The sequence below is a fragment of the Aeromicrobium sp. P5_D10 genome, from assembly GCF_054049535.1.
Genome location: NZ_JBFUME010000006.1, coordinates 383,142 through 403,402, shown reverse-complemented (window position 1 = coordinate 403,402; position 20,261 = coordinate 383,142). Strand labels below are relative to the sequence as shown.

Genomic DNA, 20,261 nt, shown 5'->3' with positions numbered 1-20,261 from the left:
AGCCGTACCTTGGATCACATGACTCTCGCACCTGTGTTGAAGCTCAATGACGGGCACCAGATTCCAGCCGTCGGATTCGGGACGTACAGCATCTCCGATCCGGCGCTCATCGCTGAGGCGATCGACTCGGGCTATCGCCTGATCGACACCGCCACCCGGTATGACAACGAGTCGGCGGTCGGTCAGGGCATTGCTCAGTCATCCGTGCCGCGCGATGAACTGTTCGTCACGACCAAGCTGCCAGGCCGGGCGCACGGTGCCGAGGGACCTCGGCGGGAGCTCGAAGCCTCACTCGAGCGACTGGGGCTCGACCGGGTCGACCTCTACCTGATCCACTGGCCGAATCCGAGCGCCGGCCTGTACGTCGATACCTGGCGGGCCTTGATCGAGCTGCGCGACGAGGGACTGACCACGTCGATCGGCGTATCCAACTTCCTGCCCGAGAACCTCGACGACATCGTCACCGAGACAGGCGTCGCCCCGGCGGTCAACCAGGTCGAGCTGCACCCGTTCTTCCCGCAGGCCGAACAGCGGGCGGCCGATGATGCGATCGACACCGTCACCCAGAGCTGGACGCCGATCGGACGCGGCACAGACCTGCTGGAGCACCCGGTGCTGACCGAGATCGGCACCAAGCACCGCAAGTCAGCAGCTCAGGTCGTGCTGCGTTGGCACACGCAGATCGGCGCGGCACCGATCCCCAAGTCGGCGACTCCTGAGCGTTTCAGGTCGAATCTCGACATCTTCGATTTCGAGCTCGACAGCGAGGACCTGCAATTGATCAGCGGCCTGCAGACAGGGCGCCGGATCGGCGGCGACCCCCGCCATCACGAAGAGTTCTGATCGCTCACGACAAGATCACCGCGGCAAGGTCACAGGCCGGAACCGCCGGACTGTAACGGAAGCCCTGCGCCTCGTCGCAGCCGCGTTCACGCAGATACGACTCCTGCTCAACCGTCTCGACGCCTTCGCCGACCACGACCATGCCCAGGGCGTGTGCCATCAAGATGATGGTGTTGACGATCGCGGCATCTGTCGAATCGACGACGACGTCGCTGATGAACGATCTATCGATCTTGATCTTGTCGATCGGGAAACGGGTCAGATAGGCCAGGCTCGAAAAGCCCGTTCCGAAGTCATCGATGACGATGCCGACGCCGAGCGAACGGACGGTCTGGATCACGTCGACGACCTCGCGCGGATCGTCCATGAAGACGCCCTCGGTGATCTCGAGTTCGAGCCGTTCGGCCGGCAAGCCGGAGTCGTCCAGCGCCCCGCGAAGCACACGCAGCCACTTGTGATCGTGGAACTGGCGCGGCGAGACGTTGACGGCGAGCTTCAGCGGGAATCCCAGCTCGGCCGACATCTTGACGGTGTCGAGGCAGGCCTGCCGCAATACGAGTTCGCCCAACCGGATGATCAGCCCGTTGTCTTCGGCCACCGGGATGAACTTGTCGGGCGGCACGAACGTCCCGTCGCACTTCCTCCAGCGAGCCAAAGCCTCGACGCCGACGACGTCTCCGGTCTCCAGCGAAACCTGCATCTGGTAGAAAACCGAGATCTCATCGCGATCGAGCGCCCGCCTCAACGCGGCAGCGAGAGCCAGCTTGTCGTTGGACTCTTCGAGCATCGAATCCTCGAACCACCGGAACGAGTTCCTGGTCGCAGTCTTCGCTTGATACATCGCGGTATCGGCATGTTTGAGCAACGTCTCGGCATCGCGTCCGCCGAAGGGATACATCGCCAGGCCCATGCTGGCCGTCACGATGATCTCGTGCCCTGCGCACAGGACCGGCTCGGGAATCGCGTCCAGCACCGCTGTCACACGACGCTGGACCTGCGCCGGAGAGTCGGCCCCGACCAAGACGAGCACGAACTCATCACCGCCGAAACGGGCGACCAGGTCTGACGGACCGACGTGCTCGCGCAGCCGATCGGCCATCTTGATCAGCAGTTCATCGCCGACATAGTGGCCCAATGAGTCATTGACTCGTTTGAAGTGGTCGATGTCGATCAGCGCGACGGCCACTCCACGCCCCGTCCGCTGGGCGTTGAGAAGTTCTCCCTCGAGTCGCTCGGCCAATTTGATCCGATTCGGCAGATCGGTCAAGAAATCGTAGTGCGCCATATGACGGATCAGCGTCTCGGCCTCGCGACGCTGCGTGATGTCGTAGGCGACCGAGAGGAAGCCCGTGACCTCCCCCGTATCGCCGCGGATCAACGCTGTGGCCTCGTTGACGGGTATCACGGTGCCGTCCTTGCAGCGGTAATCGACCTCGCGCTGCTCGAGCGGTTCATGCGTGACGCTCCACAACGAAGGCGGGATCCCGATTCCGACCCGCAAGGAACCGATCGTCGATCCGATCAACTCGTCGTGCTCGAACTTGAGCAGGCGTTCTGCTGCCGGATTGGCCGTGACGATCGTCCCGTCCGGATCGGAGGCGATGATGCTGAACGGGAGGCTGTCGAGGATCGAGCGTCGGAGCCCGTCGGCCTGCCGCGCGTTTTCGACGGCCTGCGCCAAGATTCGCTCGGTGACATCGATGATCGAGGCCAGAACGTACGTCTTGCCACGGATCTGAATCGGGTTGAGACCGATCTCGATCGGAAACTCCCGCCCGCTCGCATGTCGGCCGAACAGTTCTCCTCCCGCCCCCATGGAACGCGTGTCCGGGCGATCGAAGAAGCCATCTCGAAAAGCCACATGAACGCCTCGGAAACGTTCCGGTATCAGGTCCTCGACGCGCATCTTCAGCAAGTCATGGCGACCGTGGCCGAACAACAGCTCGGTCTGGGTGTTGACGAGGGTGATCCGGCCGCGCTCGTCGACCATGACCATGGCGTTGGGCGTCGCTTCAATGATCTGACGCAAGACGGAACTGTCACGATCGGCATGGAACCAGGGCTCGGACACGTACGCCACCCTTTCGTCGTGCAGGAATCCTACGGCGCGACCAGCGACATGACCAGGCAACACCCCGATCGTGCTCCGTGGGACTAGATTGCCTGACATGACTGCTCTTGCGCTGATCTTCGCTGCAATCGCCTCCGCCCTGCACATCTTGTTCTTCAAGCTGGAGTCATTCAGCTGGCGCACGCCCAAGACCTGGAAGACCTTCGGACTGGAATCGCAAGAGGCCGCAGACACCACCGCGCCTATGGCCTACAACCAGGGCTTCTACAATCTGTTCCTGGCGATCGGCGCCGCAGTGGGTATCTGCCTCATCGCGTTCGGCGACCGCCACGACACCATCGGCTGGACGCTGATCATCTTCGCTTGCGGCAGCATGCTCGGCGCAGCGCTGGTACTGATCTCGACCGGCGCGTCCTATGCCCGGGCAGCGGCGATCCAAGGCGGTCCGGCCCTGATCGCCGTCGTGGCGAGCATCGTCGCCTCCAGGTGATTTTGTGACGTAGGGGCTCGTTACAGTGATGCCGTGCTTCGAATTGCGACCGTCAACGTCAATGGCATCCGTGCCGCCCACAACAAGACCAGAGGCCAGAGTTCGGGCTTGAGCGAGTGGCTCGCCGAACGTGAAGTCGATGTCGTCACGCTGCAAGAGGTCCGGGCACCCGACGAGATCGTGCGCGAGATCTTGTCGACGACCGGCTATCACGTCGTACACACCGAGGCCGCTGCCAAAGGACGCGCCGGGGTCGCGATCCTCAGCCGCGCCGAGCCCGTCGCGCACCGGGTCGGCAACGGCGATGACTACTTCGACGACTCAGGCCGGTGGATCGAGTCCGATATCGCGCTGCCGGACGGATCGACCCTGACGACGGTTTCGGCCTATGTCCACTCGGGCGAGGCCGGAACTCCTCGACAGGACGACAAGTACCGTTTCCTGGAGCAGATGGCCGTCCGCATGGCCGAGATTCGTGCGACCGGTGCCCACGCCGTCATCACGGGTGATCTCAACGTCGGGCACACCGAACGCGACATCAAGAACTGGAAGGCCAATCAGAAGAAGGCCGGCTTCCTTCCCGAAGAGCGCGCATACTTCGACCGCTATTTCGGCGAGCTCGGCTGGGTCGACGTCCACCGTGCGCTCGCCGGCGACGTCGACGGCCCCTACACGTGGTGGTCGATGCGCGGGCAGGCCTTCGACACCGATACCGGATGGCGGATCGACTACCAGATGGCGACTCCTGAGCTCGCTGCAACAGCCAAGTCCGCTGTCGTCGACCGCGCGGTGAGCTGGGCCGAACGCTGGTCCGATCACGCGCCCCTGGTCATCGACTACGACCTCTGACGATGCCGGCTGCTCTCGATCGCCGACTGGGACTCGTTGGTTCCACCGCGGTCGGGATCAGCGCCATGGTGGGCGCCGGACTCTTTGTGGTCTTCGGACCGGCGGCTGCCGCTGCAGGCTCCGGGCTGTTCCTCGCGCTCGGCCTCGCCGCCGCGGTCGCGGCCTGCAATGCGGTCTCGTCGGCGCGCCTTGCCATGGTGCACGCGGTGGCCGGCGGCACCTATGTCTATGGTCGCGAGCGTCTCGGACCGTTCTGGGGCCATCTCGCAGGCTGGGCCTTCATCGTCGGCAAGACCGCGTCGTGCGCCGCGATGGCGCTCGCGCTCGGTGCCTATCTGTGGCCCGAGCAACATCGGCTCGTAGCGGTCCTGGTGATTGCCGCCGTCACCGGCGTGAACCTGCTCGGCGTCGAGAAGTCCGCTTTGATCAGCATCGCGATCGTGGCGGTGGTGCTGACCGTCACTGTCCTTGCCATCTTCACGATGGGCTCGGCCGACAGCGGGCCGACCAGGTCCACTTCGATCCGTGCCGACGGAGTGTTCCAAGCGGCCGGAATGCTGTTCTTCGCGTTCGCGGGCTACGCACGTCTCACGACGCTCGGTGAGGAGGTCCGCGAGCCGACCCGGACGATTCCGCGCGCTATCGCGGCGGCCATGGTCCTCGTGGCCGCCTTGTATGCCGCGGCAGCGCTGGCTCTCGTCCACGTCATGGGCACCGCGGCTCTCGCCGAATCGACCCGGCCGTTCGTCGACGGGCTCGACTCCGCAGGCGCCCATGCCTTGACACCGTGGTTGATCGGCACTGCCGCCCTGGCCGCAGGTGGTGCGGTCCTGTCGCTGACGCTCGGAGTCTCGCGCACCGTGCTGGCCATGGCACGCGACCGGCATCTGCCACATCGGCTCGCGGCGATCAGCCCCCGCCGCCGGGTCCCCCATCTGGCCGAGATCGCCGTCGGCGTGACGATCAGCGCGTTGGTGCTGGCCGGCAACCTGGCGACGTCGATCGCCTTCTCGTCGTTCTGTGTCCTGATCTACTACGCCATCGCCAATGCCTCGGCGTACGGATTACGTCCTTCCTGGACGCATCGGGCCATCCCGGTCGTGGGACTGCTCGGCTGCCTCCTGCTGGCCGTGACCTTGCCGGCCGCAACCGTGGTCACCGGCGCCGGCGTCCTCGTCCTCGGCATGTTGTCGTATGTCCTTCGCCGCCCAGGACGCGCCAAGGGGGCACACACCCCCTGATGTGTGCCCCCGCGCATGGGACGGCGCGCGCCCCCCAGACGCGCACCTCCCGATTCGGATGAAGGTCTAGTTGAACTTGACCTTCATACCGGTGCCCTTCTCCTGCAGGACCCGGATCTTGACACCCTTGGCCGGCAGCTTGACTCCGTGGTTGGGGAGCTCAGCGAACCAGTACTTCTTGGTGTCGTCGAACAACGGCTTGGCGCCCTGGCCACGGATGTAACTGGGCTTGCCGTTGGTGTGGAGTGTCATCGAATCGGCCTTGTGCAGCGAGAACGGAGCGTCATACATCTGGATCCGTGCTCGCCACGGTGCGCCCGTGACGATATTGGTGATCGGCGCCGGATTGGCATCGATGATCAGATTGCGTCCCGTGCCGGGGTGAACGTTGGTGTTGTTGTCGTTCACTGACGTGTCCCAGTACGAGATCAGCAGGCCGTGCCCGTACTTGTAGTGCTCGGCATAGTCCGGCTTGGTGTTGAGGAAGCCGAAGTTGTACGGGCCGGTCTTGAGGTACTTGTCGTACGAGACGTACGACCGGTGACCTGCGATGTAGTAGTTGTCGAACAGCTCGTCGGTGGTCGCGCCGACGATCGAGAATCCGTCGAACGTCCACGTCGGTCCACCGGCTTCGGCGCCGTCTGACAACACCGTCTCGCTACCGGCCTTGACCGTCACGTCATCGACGAACAGACCAGCTTCTGACACCCCGCCGTCGGTCTTGTAGAAGAAGCGCAGCTTGATCTTCTGACCGTCGTAGGCACCGAGCGGGACGTTGAGGTCTGCCCAGGTGGCCTGCTCACCGTCGATCGCCGGGTTACCGGACGGATCATCGGCGATCGGAGTGCCATTGATCGTGCCGTCGAGCGACTGCCACGTGGAGCCGCCGTCGGTCGAAGCCTGAACGTAGGCATAGTCGTAACCGGCCTCGATCGCATACCGGACCTTGGCCGCCAGGACGGATCCGGTCTTGCCGGTGAGATCGACATCGGTCGTCATCGAGTTGGACAGGTCATCGGCCGATCCGGAGAAGAACTGCTTGGTGCCCGACGCCGGAGCGCCGTTGTCCTTCGAGACCGGCTTCTTGGGCAGAACCACGACCGCGGCTTGCGGCTTCTTGGAGTTGTACTCCTGTGGGCCGAGCTGGAGCGTCTTCTTCTGCTTGGCCGTGACGACCTCATAGTCGAGCCAACCGAGCTGGAGCTTGTTCCAGGCACCGAGGTCACCCGGACGGGTGCCGAGTGCTTCACCCTTGGCATTGAGCCTGCTCTGGGCCATCAGCGTCCAGTACTCGCTGTTGTTGTCACCCAGGTTGCTGGTGTCGTAGTCATCGGGAAGGCCGAGATCGTGGCCGTACTCATGCACGAAGACCGACAGTCCGCCGTTCTCGGGCTGGATCGTGTAGTCGCCGACCCAGACGCCGGTGTCACCGATGGCTGTACCACCGAGCTTGTTCTGCGGCGGACCCGTGATTCCGGCATCCGTGTTGAACGCGTACCAGCGATGCGACCAGATGGCGTCCTCACCCTGCTGCGGATCGCCGTCGGCCTCGTCACCGCCGGCGTGGACGATCTGGAAGTGATCGATGTAGCCGTCCGGCTCGTTGAAATCGCCGTCGCCGTCGAAGTCGTAGCGGTCGTACTTGTCGTACGAGGCGATGGTGCTCTTGATCTGGGCGTCGGTCTTACCGGCCGCCTTCTGATCTGCGACCCAGGCGGTGAGTGCGTCCTGGATCAGGTTCCACACGGTGCGGTAGGACTCATCTCGTCCGTAGCGCGCCTCGTTGTAGGGCACCTTGACCCAGTCCTGCACCTGTCCGTCGACGGTGTACCGACCCGAGGACTGCGTCTCGTAGTAGGTCTTGACCGATTCCTTGCCCTTGCCACTGGCGAAGTACATGTCCTGATAGTGCTTGCGGTTGTAGTCCGCCTGCCAGATCGTCGAGTTGTCCTTAGAGCGGTCGGGCTCGGGGATCTGGTTGCGGAGGGGGCCCTCGAAGGTCGTCGGACCGGGGACTTCAGGGTCGGTGTCCTGATCGGGGAAGTCGGGATGGCGCTGATTGCCGAATTCGGCCAAGATCACGAAGACCTTGTCGGCGCGCTCCTGCGCGAGCTCGACGTACTGGTCCTTCTGCTTCTTGCCGCGGATCGCGTTGCGCTGCTTGGCAGTCGCCTTCCGGTTGGCCAGTGCCGCGGCGTCCGCCGGACTGTAGCCCTTGCCCACCTTGACCACGGTGCTGCCAGAACGTTCCTGAGCGGTCGCATCGCCGTTGATCACCGAGGTCACCGCGGCCTCGCGCAGCGCACGACGCTTGGATTCCAGCGGATTCGGCAGATCGTCCTTACCCGTCTTGGACGGGTGATCTGCCGCATTCGTCGGCGGTGCCGGCTCGGCACTGCCGGGTGACGCGTACGCCAGACCCAGCGCGGATACGAGTGTGAGGCCGATGAGCCCCGAGGACACACGTTTCACTGTTCCCCCTACTGATTGCTTCGGTTGACGGTGGGGTGATCACCTCACCGCGTCTTTCAATCCATCCCTCGTGGGGCGTAGATCACACAACGTTGCCAACTTAGGTAAATCTCAGTAAGAACAACAGTCTTGACTTTGGCCAGAAAGAACTATAGAGATCTAGTCACTTCGAACTAGGCGCCTAGACACATGACCTAGGTCCGGGACTATCATCTGTCTATGGTTTTTTTCCGGCAACGCTTCGCCCGGGCCTCGTTGGTCGCTGCCATCATGTGGTCCATGACGCTGGCTCCGGCCGCCGCCGTGTCGGAATCGACGTATGAGAAGCAGGTCGTCGACCGCACCAACACCCATCGCGTCAAGAACGACAAGGTCAAGGTCAAGGCCCACTCTTGCGTCGACCGGTGGGCCGAGGGCCAGGCCCGCTGGATGGCCAAGACCGGCAAGTTCAGGCACCAGAGCGGACGGCTCAAGAAGATCCTGAAGGACTGCAAGCTCACCGGCGTCTCGGAGAACATCGCCTACGGGTTCTCATCAGGCAACAAGACTGTCGACGCCTGGATGAAATCGTCTGGTCATCGCAAGAACATCCTGGCCGGCAAGATGCGCTACATCGGCGCCGGAGCGGTCAAGGATTCGGACGGCGTCTGGTGGTCGGCCCAGGTGTTCGGCACCAAGAAGTAGCCCAGCGACGCACGCAGGAGTTCATCCAGATTTAGCATTCCACGTGCTGTACACCTCCCCAAAATGCGTGGTTTTACCCTAGGGTTGCTTGCAGTTGCACGACGTTGGGCCGTACGAATGAATGAGTTTGCCTCTCGAGGTGTCTAGTTCTTCTCGAAGGTTGGATGTACGTCGCGACCGCCACTCGCGAAAGGCGTGGGTGGCATCTCGCCAATGAGGAGTAGGACATGGCAACAGGGACCGTCAAGTGGTTCAACGCTGACAAGGGCTTTGGATTCATCGCCCCTGACGACGGCAGCGAGGATGTGTTCGCGCACTTCTCCGCCATTCAGACGAGCGGCTACCGTTCGCTGAACGAGAACCAGAAGGTCGAGTTCGACGTTGAGCAGGGACAGAAGGGCCTCCAGGCCGCGAACATCCGTCCTGTCTGATCAAGCCCACTGCTTGAACTCACGAAAAGACCCTGGAGCCGATGCTCCAGGGTCTTTTTCATATCGTCACGCGAAGAATCCGATCATCGCCGTCCTTGATGTCGCCTCGACCGTCGGTATTGCTGGTCGCCACCCACAGTGCGCCATCTGGGGCCACCGCAACGCTGCGGATACGGCCGTACTCTCCGCCGAAGTGTGCCACCGGCTTGCCCGCACTCGCGGCGTCGAGTGGGACGGCGAACAGGCACTCGCCCTGCAACGCGCCGATGAAGGCCGTCGATCCGGCGATCGCGATTCCGGCCGGCGAGCACTCGTCGGTCGGCCATGTCACGAGCGGGTTGACGAAGTCACCGCCGCCTTTGCCCTCTACGGCCGGCCAGCCGTAGTTGCCGCCCCGCTTGATCAGGTTGAGCTCGTCGGCGGACCGGTCCCCGAACTCGGCAGCCCACAGACGACCGTCGGCATCGAACGCGAGACCTTCGATATTGCGGTGACCATATGACCAGGTGCGATTGCCGAACGGGTTGTCGGCCTTCGCCTTGCCATCGCGGTCGATACGCAAGACCTTGCCCGCGAGCGAATCGCGGTCCTGGGCGAGGTCGGCGTCGCCGGCATCGCCGGTAGAGACGTACAGCGCTCCGTCAGGGGCGAACAGCAGCCGGCCACCATGATGGCGTGACCCGACCGGAATGCCCGTCAGAATCGGCGTGGATTCGCCCAATGAACCGTCACCGAGGCTCATCCGTACGATGCGGTCGTCCTGGTCGGTCGTGACGTACGCGTACAGAGTGCTCGGGTCGTCGGGCGCCAGCGCGATCCCCAACAGACCTCCTTCGCCCCTTGGAGAACCGGTCGATCCCGAGACCGATCCCAGCTCGGTGATTCGACCGTCCGTCGCTATCTGGACGATGCTGCCGTCGTCCCGCTGTGAGATCAGAGCGCTCCCATCGGGCAGGAATGCGATACCCCAGGGAACGTTGAGCCCCGTCGCGATCGTGCCGGCCACTCGCGGTGTTCCGGCGCGTGCCGGGGGCGAGGACGACTGGTCGGTCGGCGTCGGCGCGTCCTTGGTCGGCGTCGGTGCGACCGGCGGCTCGTCACTGCCGGACCTGCAACCGAGCAGCGTCGCGGCACCGACTACGGCAAATCCCGTCAACAGCGTTCGACGTTCCATAGCTCGATCATGCCCGCTGAGGTCAACTTCTGCCCTGTCACGGCGGGGACCCTCGGCGTACGCCCGCCTCGTGCCGAGCGTGCGCCGAGGGGCGCCTTGGCACCCGCCGCGAGCCACCGAAGTGGCCAGGACTCCCTCCCTGCGATCGGGTGCGTCTCCAGTGTGACGCAGATCAGGCGAGTGCGCTGCGCATCTGGCTGAGCCGCAGCCGGTAGTCCGCGACGGGCAGGTCGTCGACATTGAGCGGCGGATTGATCTCAGCGATGACGAACTGTGCGAGGTCGCGAAGCTCGGTGACATCGTCGCTTGGCCAGACCGTCACGCTCAAATGCTCGGTCATCCACTCGGTGAGTCGGGGATCGTCCAATGACTTCATCTGCAGGTGTTGCTGCAAGATCGTCGCCAATGCCATGCGGAACGTCGATGCGCGTGCCCGGCCACGCAACTGCACCGTCTCGATCTGATCGCGAAGACTGCGGACCGGCTCGACACCGATACTCAGCCCAGAGGCACCAGCCTGACCGACAAACAACACGCCCGGACGTATCGGGAGACGCAGACAGCGATTCAACGTCCGTGCGCCGATCGGATCGACGCACCACCCATAGAGTCCAGCCGATTCCGGCGCCATATCGAGCTCGGAGAGCTGGAGCTGGTTTTCCGGGTCGGCCAGGTGTCGGGCAATCGCGACGGCCGGACGGATCGGCGTCACCTCTGCGATGTCGTGATGTGCTTGCGCCGACTCATGGCGGCGGACGACCGGAAGCTCCAGATTGCCGGACGACACCACTGCACCTGACTCTTGGAGATCGGCGAACAGCGGGCCGATGAACGCATCGGGCGCATCGACGCGAATCGACAGACCGTCCAGCGATCCGACCAGCGATTCCAGTCGAGCGACAACCCAGGTGGCCCACGCCACCCGGTACTCCGGCATCATGTCGGCGAGCGTGCGCACGTCGGGCGTGATCCACTCATTGGGTGCCACGAGCCCGTGTTCGGCCGACAGCACGAACCATTGGTTGCCGGTCTTCTCGGCATCGGCGCGACTCAGCTGGAACTCGAACTCGCGAAACACCTCCTTGGCCGGCGCTGGAACGCTGACCCGGTCACCGAGGCTCCCGAGCAAGATGACGTCGAAGACGTGCGGCTCGCGTTCGCTGCACATGCCAAGAGGGTTGTCGGGCTCGGCAATCGTGTCCGCCGATGAGGTGACGCTCTCCGCGTCGTCCCTCACCGGCTCACTGCCTTTTCCCGGGGCCTCCTCGGCGGGCCGGGTGACCGCCTTGCCGAACATCTTGAGGCGGCTCGACGACGCCTGCGGGCCGTCGGGGTCTTCACCGCGTTGGTCTTTGGCTATCGGTTCGTACTGGCCCCGTGTCACGCGCCGAAATACCGGCGCTCGATGGGCGAACTGCACATGTTTGGCCCGACCTCCCTCGGTCAGACCAATCAGATGTGCTCGTATCGTGGCTTCGTTCACGTCCGGATAGTTGGACAAGAACCAGTCTCGGACATCCTCGTAGCGGAACGTCTCGGGCATCGCATCAGCACACTCGTGCATGATTTTCCACACTGGTCGGTCGTACTTCACGTCTTTCTCCCTCCCCCACATCTCGCTGTCGCGTAGCCCAGCGACGTGGGCGTCTATAAGACAAGAGGGCGATGCCGTCCACTTATGACGACGTTCGGGTCATGAAATTACGAAGAAGTCGCACTATGGGGAATGGTCGGTTGCGGTCCGCCGTTAGCACCTGTGTAACGACTTCTTCACGAGAGGCAACCATGAGCACCGTGACCCTGACCAAAGAGACCATCGACGAGGCCCTCGGCGCCGAGGGAATCACACTGATCGACTGGTGGGCGTCCTGGTGCGGACCGTGCCGGCAGTTCGCGCCCGTCTTCGAAGCGGCCAGTGAGACCCACTCCGACATCGTCTTCGCCAAGATCGACACCGAGGATCAGCAAGAGCTCGCAGCCGGTGCCCAGATCACGTCGATCCCCACGCTGATGGCATTTCGCGATGGCGTGCTGGTGTTCTCCCAGCCGGGTGCTGTTCCTGCCGCCGGCCTGGAACAGATCATCACGGCCGTGCGCGATCTCGACATGGACGAAGTGCACCGCAAGGTCGCCGAAGCAGAGGCCGCCGACGCGAACTGAGTCGCGCTACCTCTTCTCGCAGGCGATGCCGTCCTTGTCGCGGTCGCGGCTCTTGTTCGTCTTGTAGAGCGCAGCGCTGCGCTTGAAGTTCGTGACCGGTTTGCCCGACGTCTTGTCGCGCGCCCCGGGCTTGCCGACACCGTGCGGATAGTCCTTGTTGAGCTTGGCGCAGTTCTTGTACTTCTTGGCCGGCGCGGCATCGGCCGATGTCGCGACGGCGGCCGGTCCGAGAGCCAGCGAGACGCCGGCGATGGTCATGATGAGCTTTCGCATCACGAGGGAGTTCCTTTCAGGAGTGAACGCTCAGCATGGAACATTTCAGCGCAGCGCACTGCCTGTTCAGAACAAGATGACTCGAAAGGACCAGTCCTCTCCGACCGGTCAGGCCGTGATGAACGACCGCATGCCGATCGCACCCATATCGATCGTGTCGTTGAAGAACCGAATGTCCTCACCGTCTTCGAGCAGGCTCAGCGCGGCGACCATAGGACGGTAGTGATCGTCGGTCGGCACCGCGATCCGCGCTTCGGACCATGAGCCGTAGGGATCAAGCAGTTTGCCGACTTCACGGTTGCGCAGCGCTGCTGCGGTATCGGCATCGAACTGCTGAGCCCAGTCCCAAGCACTCCCGCCGTCCCATTTGACCCGGCCCAGAGCATGCACGATATTGCCGCTGCCGATGAACACGACTCCACGGCGGCGCATCGCCCGCAGCCGCCCGTAGAGCTCGAACAGCTTCGGCAACGGCATCGAGTAGTCGATACTGATCTGCAGGACCGGTACGTCCGGCGCGGGAGCCAGGTGCTTGAGCACGCTCCACGTGCCGTGGTCGAGGCCCCATTGTTTGTCGAGTTCGGCTTCGTACTCGACCAGCTGCCTCGCCAGGATCTTGGCGACGTCCTCATCGCCGAACGACTCATAGGTGACCCGGTAGAGCTCGTCGGGGAAGCCGCCGAAGTCGTAGATGATCGGATTCTTCGGCGCGTCGGTGATATGGGTCTGGCCAGGAGTGAGCCAATGCGCGCTCACCACGACGATGGCCTGGGCGGCGGGAAGTTCGTGTCCGAGTGCCTGCCAGGTGCGGGTGTACACATTGTCGGAGATCGCATTCATCGGCGTTCCGTGGCCGACGAACATGGCCGGCATGAGCTCACTCGGCGTGAGCCTGTTGTCGAGGTCTGAGATCGAGTAGCTGGCCATGTCACGTCCTGGCATTAGTAGTTGATAGTTCAACTATACAGGATGATCCGGAATGTGTTCAGCGGCGGAGCGCAGCCAGCGTGCCCGCGGTGAACGAATCGAATGTCACCCGGTCCGGCGACGCCGGACGTCGGCCGAGTCGTACCGCGACCACTCCCTCGCTGGGCACCACCGCGATGTACTGGTTGCCATAGCCGAAAGCCCAGTACGCGTCGCCTGGAACGTTGGGGGCGATGCGACCCTCATAGGGTGCTTTGTCGGTGGCGAATCCGGCCTGCCGCAGAACCTCGACAACACGGCCTTTCGCATTCGTCCACCACAACAGTCCGAACGCCGAGTTCAATGTCGACGACGGTGCCGTGGCTTGACGGACGTAGTCGGCCGACAACAGTCGCTCCCCCTTCCACGAGCCCTTGCTGAGCATCAGGTGGCCGACCCGCGCGAGATCCTGGCACGTCGACTCGACCCCTGAGAAGGTCAGCGCATTGCCTGCGGCGTCCCGTCCCCAGGTCGTGTTCTGCATGCCCAGCGGTTCGAGCAGGTGGCGCTTCGCCAAGGCGACGACGTCTTGTGACTCGTCGAGGTCGTCGAGCACCGCCTCCAGCGCCTGGATCGCGGTGTTGTCGTAGATCCAGGACCGACCCGGTGCCCTGTCCTGTGCGACATCGACTGCGTACGCCGACTTGTCCGGCTCGGCTCGGATCATGCGGCGATCCATCGCCTCGTCCCAATGACGGCCCGACGTCATCGAGAGGAGCGAGCGCAGGGTGACGGTTTCAGGGCCGTCGAGGTCCAATGCTCCCCTGTCGACAGCCATGCCGATCAGCAGCGAAGTCATCGACTTGGTGATCGAGTAGACCTTCTGCGGCCGATCGGGCCCGCCGCCGTTCCAATACGCCTCATGCACCAGCACGCCGTCCTTGATCACCGCGAGGCAGGTCGAACCGTCCTGCGCCAATGTCGCGTCGAGATCTGACCAGTCGCCGGCTCGAGAACGCGACCACTCCGCGCCCGGAAACACGTGGGGCGGTGTCGGAATCGGCGTGGCGGTCGTCGTCCTCGGCGCCGGAGTGGGCGCTTGTCCCGCTTCCCGTTCGCCACTGCACGCCGTGATCGCGAGCAGCGACAACGAGAGGATGACTGCCCGCATGCGCATACGTCGAGCCTGCCACACCCCGTACCCGACCTCACCGCCCGAAGATTGGATCGATGCGCGACAATGGAGGGATGCCCACCGCCATGGATCTGCGCCTGTTGCTGCGCCATCCTGTCGAGTTCGTGGCCGGCGAGACACCAGAGGAATCACGCTTCGTGTTTCACACCCCCGAAGGCGATCAATCGGCGACCGCCAATGAGGCGATCGGGCCACTCAGCCTGGGCATCCGGGTCATGTCCGCCGACCGTTCCGTCCGGGCATGGGCGACGCCGGCGATCCTTGCGTTACGCATCATGGCCCGCGGTGCACTCGGCTCCCCCGACCCCGGCGAACTGGCGCAACTGCAGAATGCCGGAGCGGCGATAGGTCCCAATCCGGGCGCCGGACAAGCCGCCGTCAACGCGTTCATGAAGGCTCTGGCGGTCGACGCCCCGGCTGCCGCGTCCACACCGCAGCGCACGACCTACGTCTCGCCTCGGGCCGCGTCGCAGCGCTCGCGTGAGACGACGTTCTCGTGGTCGTTGATCGTGTCGTTCCTCGAACATCCCACTGCCGATCAGGCCGCCGTCGTGCGGCTGCGGGTGCATCCACGCTCGGGTTCGTTCGCCGCATTCGATGCGAACGATCTGTTCAACGGCTCGGCACACCCCATGGCGCAGGACGCCCGGGAGCCGACAGCAGCGATGCTGCAGCGGCTGGGGCACCTGTGGCCGGCGGCGGCGACCCTGCGCGATGAGCACTCGCGCGGCGCTGTCACGGTCGGACCCGACGAACTGGCTCGTCTGGGCGATCGCAGCCTCGCACCGACACTGATGGCCAACCGGATCGAAGTGCGTTGGCCGCCCGAGCTCGTGCGGGAGCTCTCTACCTCGGCAGTCGTCCGTCGCCGCGAGACGCCGGGCTCGGATCGGCCGTCGGCCTTCACGCACGGCCAGCTGTTCTCATTCGATTGGCAGATCGCGCTCGGCAACGACGTCCTGTCGGCCAGCGAGCTCGAGCAGCTCGCCCAGTCGCAAAGCGGGCTGCTCCGGTTGCGCGACAAATGGGTCTTCGTCGACAAGGCCCGCATCAGCCAGGCCCTGGAACAGCGCACCCGCGACATCTCGCCGCTGGAAGCTCTGCGAGCCGCCGTCACCGGCGAACTCGAGATCGACGGCCGCCGTACCGAGGTCGACACCGTCGGGTGGCTCGAGGACGTCCGCCGCCGACTCTCCGTGCAGGACCGCGATATCAGCCCCGCTGCACAGCCCGATGACCTCGACGGTCACTTGCGTGACTACCAGCTGCAGGGACTGCAGTGGATGACGCAGTTGGTCGATCTCGGTCTCGGCGGAGTTCTCGCCGACGACATGGGACTCGGCAAGACCGTCATGTTGATCGCCCTGCACTTGCAGCGTGCTGTCGAGTCGACGGCGCCGACGCTCGTGATCTGCCCGGCGTCGGTTCTCGGGAACTGGGAACGCGAGATCCAACGGTTCGCACCCGGCGTCAACGTGCAGCGCTATCACGGCGCACGCCGTAACCTCGATGATGTCAAAGACGGCTTCCTGGTCACGACGTACGCGACGATGCGGGCCGATGCGATGATCCTGGCCGAGCATGAGCCCGGGTGGGGTCTGGTCGTGGCCGACGAAGCACAGAACATCAAGAATCCCCACGCCCGCACAGCACAGGCGATCCGCGAGATCCCCGCCACGGCCCGTCTCGCGCTGACCGGTACGCCTGTGGAGAACAATCTCTCGGAGCTGTGGGCGATCCTCGACTGGACCACGCCCGGACTCCTCGGCACGTACGAGCAGTATCGACGCACCTGGTCGCGTGACATCGAATCGCGTCGAGACACCGAGAAGGCGGCCGGACTGTCACAGCTGATCCGGCCGTTCGTACTGCGCCGACGCAAGTCCGATCCGGGTATCGCGCCTGAGCTGCCGCCCAAGATCGAGACGGATCACCGCATCAATCTGAGCCGTGAACAGGTCGGCCTGTACGAGGCTGTCGTCCGCAGCACCATGGCGCAGATCGAACAGGCCCAAGGAATCCAACGGCGAGGACTTGTCGTCAAGCTGCTGACCCAGCTCAAGCAGATCTGCAATCACCCCGCACAGTTCCTGCGCGAACCGGACGGCCGTCTGAACGGCCGCTCGGGCAAGCTCGGCGTGTTCGACGAGCTGGTCGAGGAAATCGTCGCCGAAGACGGCGCGACGCTGGTGTTCACCCAGTACGCCCAGATGGGACGCTTGCTGACCCGCCATCTGAACGACAAGAAGATCGGCAATCAGTTCCTGCACGGCGGCACCACCGTGCGCGGGCGCGAGAAGATGGTGCACTCGTTCCAGAGCGGCCAGCTCCCGGTGTTCGTCCTGTCGCTCAAGGCAGCAGGTGTGGGACTCAACCTGACCCGCGCCGATCACGTCATCCATTTCGACCGCTGGTGGAACCCCGCCGTCGAGGACCAGGCCACCGATCGCGCCCACCGCATCGGCCAGACCAAGAACGTCCAGGTCCACCGGCTGATCAGCGAAGGCACGATCGAGGAGTCGATCGCCGAACTCATCCGCGCCAAACGATCGCTGGCCGATGCTGTCGTCAATGGCGGCGAAGGCGCCCTGACCGAATTGTCCGATGCGGCGCTGGCCGAGCTGGTGCGGTTGCGCAAGTAGTCAGCGCAGGCACCGCTTGAGCTGTGACACCCGATAGAAGTGCGTACCGGTCGCCGAAGGTTTGCATGCCGACGAGAGCTTCGCGGGTTGCTCGTTGTAGCGCATCGTGACGAGAATCTCGCCGTCGGCGTTGCGGTAGGCGGCCCATTCGATGCTGCCCGCGAGCCGGCCGGCCACATATCCGCGCCAGGGATTGCGACCGTACGAGTACGGCGCACTCTTGCTGGCTCGACGGGTGCTGCCCGGCGCTTTGATCAACGCCGCGAACGGCATCGTGACTTCTCCGTGGGCGTGCCGGAACACTGCGGCCGTCTTGCCTCCGGCGATGCGTTTGTCGAGCTGGGCGAAGAAGCTGTCGAGAATCGGCTTGGCTTGGCGGTAGGACTTGTTCTCCCCTGTGACTCCAGGACCGAAACGGTAGAAGTTTCGAGCGTCCATGACCTCGGCCATGACGCGTGCATATCTGACCGGCATGTAGTCGGCGAACGTCACCGATGCGTCACCGCGCATACCCGGTGCGGTGCTGTAGAGCCGATAGATGTCGAGCGCCTTGTCGACCTGGTGGTCGAGGGTTTTGACATATGAAGGGCGGTAGAGCCGCAGGAGGATTCTCCGGGCCGCGGCTTTGACGCTTGAGCGACGCTTGACGGTCTCGATCGCGGCCTTGCCCCGTTTGGATGAGCCTTCTTCGATGAGGAAATCGCGGTCGACCTTGTTCGGTGCGAACTTGAGACCTGGCGCGGCCGCGGTCAGACCCGATCGCATCGCGCTGGCACTCTGCTTGGTGCGGTGGACCGGTGAGGTCATCATCGCGATGGTGTCGCCGCCGGCTGCTGAACCAGTCAGGAAATCACGGTAGTTCTGGCCTGTGCGTCGACCGATGCCTTTCCACTCGGTCTTGCCCACCTTGCTGAGGCGCCCGTAACCGATTTTCCGCTCGGCCTTCTGGAACGCACGTAGATCGTTGTCGAACTTCTTGCCCCGCGTCGTGAGGGCGCCCCGGCGGGATGCGCCTTTCCACACCTTGAGCACGCGCCTCTCCGCCACGGTGTCGGTCATCGAGCGTGCCCCGTGACGCGCGACGGTCTCGACGAAGAACAGCTCGTAGCCCGCCGGCGGCTTGAGCACCGACGTGGTAGCCGGATCTCCGTAGGGCGTCTGATTGGCGTAGAAGCCGACGTTGCTCACCAGATCGGCCTGGGCCGTCGAGCCGACCAGCCCGAGTGAGACCACGGCCACTGTGAGACCGGCCCACGTCTTGGATCGTCGCATCTGTCCACTCTAAGGTCCGGCTGGGCGATTGACGATTCATGGTTCGGCGAGGCCACCACGGATCAACCTCAGGCGGGGCCTCGTCGGTTCGATCGACGTGACCTGGGCTCGCGCGTCGGGGTCGTGTAGAGCGAGCGGACGGGAGATATCGTCCTCATCGCAAATACGAAGTAGGTGTCGGCGCACTCGGCGGGATGGATGAGTCATACAAGTCACGCTAGGTGCAGACTCTTCCCCCGTCCGATGCTTGTAGCAGCCCCTGTGGACGCGCTGGCCTCACGACGTCGTCCTGTGGACGGCACGAGTGTCTGCCGCATGTGTCAGGGTGTTGCCATGTCCTCTCGTCGTGTCGCCTTCTGGACTGCCGTCGCCCTGCTCGCGCTCACCGTCGCTCAACTGGCTGTCGGCGCTTTCGGCGGCTTCGACCAATACGACGGCAAAGGTTTCGGCTATCGTCTCGCGGTCTACCCCGCACTGATGTTGCTGGTTCCGGCGATCTGGTGGTGGAAGCACCCCACAGACCCCCTCGACTCGCTCCCGTGGGGCGCCTTCGCCCTCATCATGGCCCCGTTCTTCATCGACATCACCGGCAATACCTTCAACCTCTACGACACGATCGATCCCTGGGACAACATCAACCATTTCGCCAACTGGTTGTTGCTGCTGTGGGGCTGCGGCCTGCTCATCGCCCGCGCCGACGTGCGTCCCCGGTGGTTGCTGGTGTTCGGCATCACGGGTCTCGGTGCGATTCTCGCCGTCGGCTGGGAGCTCGGCGAGTGGTACACGTTCATCCGTCGTGGCACCGAACTCGACGGTGCATACGAGGACACCTTGAGCGATGAGTTGCTCGGGACCCTGGGTGCCTTCGTTGCGGCGCTGATCGTCGAACGCACAACCAGGCTCAGCAGCCGTCGCGCATGAGTCCGGGCTCGGCGCCCTTCGTGACCTCGACGAAGGTGACGGGCGAATCGCCCTTGATCTTGTCGACGGTCGGGTTGAACAGGAAGCCCAGCCACCCGCCGTTGTCCCGGTCGAAGACTCGGAGCCCCGACTGACCGTAACCGGCCTCGACCAACTGCTCGTCGGGATAGGCGGCCTGCACTTCGTCGTAGGTACTGCCCTTCCCGATCCCCTCGGCAGTCGTGGTCCCGGCCGCGCGAATGCCGATCGAGGTGATCTCACCGTTGCCGAGCGTATAGACATCGAAAGAGTCTGCGAACTTGTCCTTCCAGACAAGCGGAATTCCTGGACAGCCCTCCACAGGCGGTGGAGCGTCCGCGATGAAATATCCGGTCGCGAGTGCTTCAGACTTCGACATACCGGCTTTGACCGGGCCCACGGCACCTGGCACCACAACGAACTGGTCGGGCGAACTGGGAGCGTCTGAAGTCGGTTTCGGTTTCGGTTTCGGTGTCGGTGTCGGTGTCGCGATCGGCGTCACTTTCGGGGACGGCTCCTTGTCGGAGGTCAGCGCATTCGCGAGCACTCCGGTGCCGGCTCCCCCGGCCACGCTGATCGCCAGTACGAGACCTGCAAGCTGCTTGTTCATCATGGCAAT

Annotated in this window: 18 protein-coding genes; 9 read left to right on the top strand and 9 right to left on the bottom strand. The window is 63.9% G+C overall.

Features of this window, described 5'->3' with window-relative positions:
- Positions 1-18 precede the first annotated feature (18 nt).
- Positions 19-843: an aldo/keto reductase gene (locus tag ACXJKC_RS14500; RefSeq protein ID WP_456697443.1), complete on the top strand. Its 825-nt coding sequence runs from the start codon at positions 19-21 to the stop codon at positions 841-843.
- Between the two features lie 4 nt (positions 844-847).
- Here the strand turns inward: ACXJKC_RS14500 and ACXJKC_RS14495 are convergent, their stop codons facing one another.
- Positions 848-2,872 (bottom strand): putative bifunctional diguanylate cyclase/phosphodiesterase, encoded by a 2,025-nt coding sequence (locus ACXJKC_RS14495; protein ID WP_456697442.1) that lies wholly within the window; start codon positions 2,870-2,872, stop codon positions 848-850.
- 139 nt (positions 2,873-3,011) lie between these two features.
- Between ACXJKC_RS14495 and ACXJKC_RS14490 the strand changes: the two genes are divergently transcribed.
- Genes ACXJKC_RS14490 through ACXJKC_RS14480 form a run of 3 tightly spaced genes read left to right on the top strand, consistent with a single transcriptional unit; the run spans position 3,012 to position 5,494 of the window.
- Positions 3,012-3,404 carry a DUF1304 domain-containing protein gene (locus ACXJKC_RS14490; RefSeq protein ID WP_456697441.1) on the top strand — a complete coding sequence of 131 codons (393 nt, stop codon included), beginning with the start codon at positions 3,012-3,014 and terminating at the stop codon, positions 3,402-3,404.
- Positions 3,405-3,437: 33 nt separating this feature from the next.
- Positions 3,438-4,253, top strand: coding sequence for an exodeoxyribonuclease III (locus tag ACXJKC_RS14485; RefSeq protein ID WP_456697440.1), 816 nt, complete (start codon positions 3,438-3,440; stop codon positions 4,251-4,253).
- 2 nt (positions 4,254-4,255) lie between these two features.
- Positions 4,256-5,494: an APC family permease gene (locus tag ACXJKC_RS14480; protein ID WP_456697439.1), complete on the top strand. Its 1,239-nt coding sequence runs from the start codon at positions 4,256-4,258 to the stop codon at positions 5,492-5,494.
- Positions 5,495-5,560: 66 nt separating this feature from the next.
- Here the strand turns inward: ACXJKC_RS14480 and ACXJKC_RS14475 are convergent, their stop codons facing one another.
- Entirely contained in the window at positions 5,561-7,966 is a 2,406-nt protein-coding gene (locus tag ACXJKC_RS14475; protein ID WP_456697438.1) for an immune inhibitor A domain-containing protein, read from the bottom strand.
- A 219-nt stretch (positions 7,967-8,185) separates the two neighbouring features.
- On the opposite strand from ACXJKC_RS14475, the gene ACXJKC_RS14470 reads away from it, so the two are divergent.
- Both ACXJKC_RS14470 and cspE read left to right on the top strand, forming a co-directional pair.
- A complete protein-coding gene (locus ACXJKC_RS14470; RefSeq protein ID WP_456697437.1) occupies positions 8,186-8,650 on the top strand; it encodes a CAP domain-containing protein in 465 nt (154 codons plus the stop codon).
- Positions 8,651-8,877: 227 nt separating this feature from the next.
- Positions 8,878-9,081 carry a transcription antiterminator/RNA stability regulator CspE gene (cspE, locus tag ACXJKC_RS14465; protein WP_232399831.1) on the top strand — a complete coding sequence of 68 codons (204 nt, stop codon included), beginning with the start codon at positions 8,878-8,880 and terminating at the stop codon, positions 9,079-9,081.
- 58 nt (positions 9,082-9,139) lie between these two features.
- Here cspE and ACXJKC_RS14460 read toward each other — a convergent pair whose 3' ends face one another.
- Positions 9,140-10,255 carry a PQQ-dependent sugar dehydrogenase gene (locus ACXJKC_RS14460; protein WP_456697436.1) on the bottom strand — a complete coding sequence of 372 codons (1,116 nt, stop codon included), beginning with the start codon at positions 10,253-10,255 and terminating at the stop codon, positions 9,140-9,142.
- Positions 10,256-10,427: 172 nt separating this feature from the next.
- Positions 10,428-11,849, bottom strand: coding sequence for a DUF7669 domain-containing protein (locus ACXJKC_RS14455; protein ID WP_456697435.1), 1,422 nt, complete (start codon positions 11,847-11,849; stop codon positions 10,428-10,430).
- 191 nt (positions 11,850-12,040) lie between these two features.
- Between ACXJKC_RS14455 and ACXJKC_RS14450 the strand changes: the two genes are divergently transcribed.
- Positions 12,041-12,415 (top strand): thioredoxin family protein, encoded by a 375-nt coding sequence (locus ACXJKC_RS14450; protein WP_456697434.1) that lies wholly within the window; start codon positions 12,041-12,043, stop codon positions 12,413-12,415.
- 6 nt (positions 12,416-12,421) lie between these two features.
- Here ACXJKC_RS14450 and ACXJKC_RS14445 read toward each other — a convergent pair whose 3' ends face one another.
- The 3 genes from ACXJKC_RS14445 to ACXJKC_RS14435 form a co-directional block, all read right to left on the bottom strand.
- Entirely contained in the window at positions 12,422-12,688 is a 267-nt protein-coding gene (locus ACXJKC_RS14445; protein WP_456697501.1) for an excalibur calcium-binding domain-containing protein, read from the bottom strand.
- A gap of 108 nt (positions 12,689-12,796) precedes the next feature.
- Positions 12,797-13,615 carry a dioxygenase family protein gene (locus ACXJKC_RS14440; protein WP_456697433.1) on the bottom strand — a complete coding sequence of 273 codons (819 nt, stop codon included), beginning with the start codon at positions 13,613-13,615 and terminating at the stop codon, positions 12,797-12,799.
- A gap of 58 nt (positions 13,616-13,673) precedes the next feature.
- Positions 13,674-14,771, bottom strand: a complete 1,098-nt coding sequence (locus ACXJKC_RS14435; RefSeq protein ID WP_456697432.1) for a serine hydrolase domain-containing protein — start codon at positions 14,769-14,771, stop codon at positions 13,674-13,676.
- Between the two features lie 71 nt (positions 14,772-14,842).
- Between ACXJKC_RS14435 and ACXJKC_RS14430 the strand changes: the two genes are divergently transcribed.
- On the top strand, positions 14,843-17,431 hold the full coding sequence (locus tag ACXJKC_RS14430; RefSeq protein ID WP_456697431.1) for a DEAD/DEAH box helicase: 2,589 nt from the start codon (positions 14,843-14,845) through the stop codon (positions 17,429-17,431).
- Here the strand turns inward: ACXJKC_RS14430 and ACXJKC_RS14425 are convergent, their stop codons facing one another.
- Positions 17,432-18,703: a histidine-type phosphatase gene (locus ACXJKC_RS14425; RefSeq protein WP_456697430.1), complete on the bottom strand. Its 1,272-nt coding sequence runs from the start codon at positions 18,701-18,703 to the stop codon at positions 17,432-17,434. It abuts the gene before it with no gap.
- Between the two features lie 333 nt (positions 18,704-19,036).
- On the opposite strand from ACXJKC_RS14425, the gene ACXJKC_RS14420 reads away from it, so the two are divergent.
- The gene (locus ACXJKC_RS14420; protein WP_456697429.1) at positions 19,037-19,624 is read left to right on the top strand and encodes a hypothetical protein; all 588 of its coding nucleotides are present in this window, start codon (positions 19,037-19,039) and stop codon (positions 19,622-19,624) included.
- Here the strand turns inward: ACXJKC_RS14420 and ACXJKC_RS14415 are convergent.
- Positions 19,605-20,255, bottom strand: coding sequence for a hypothetical protein (locus ACXJKC_RS14415; RefSeq protein ID WP_456697428.1), 651 nt, complete (start codon positions 20,253-20,255; stop codon positions 19,605-19,607). The two genes, ACXJKC_RS14420 and ACXJKC_RS14415, sit on opposite strands and share 20 nt — an antisense overlap.
- Between the last annotated feature and the right edge of the window lie 6 nt (positions 20,256-20,261).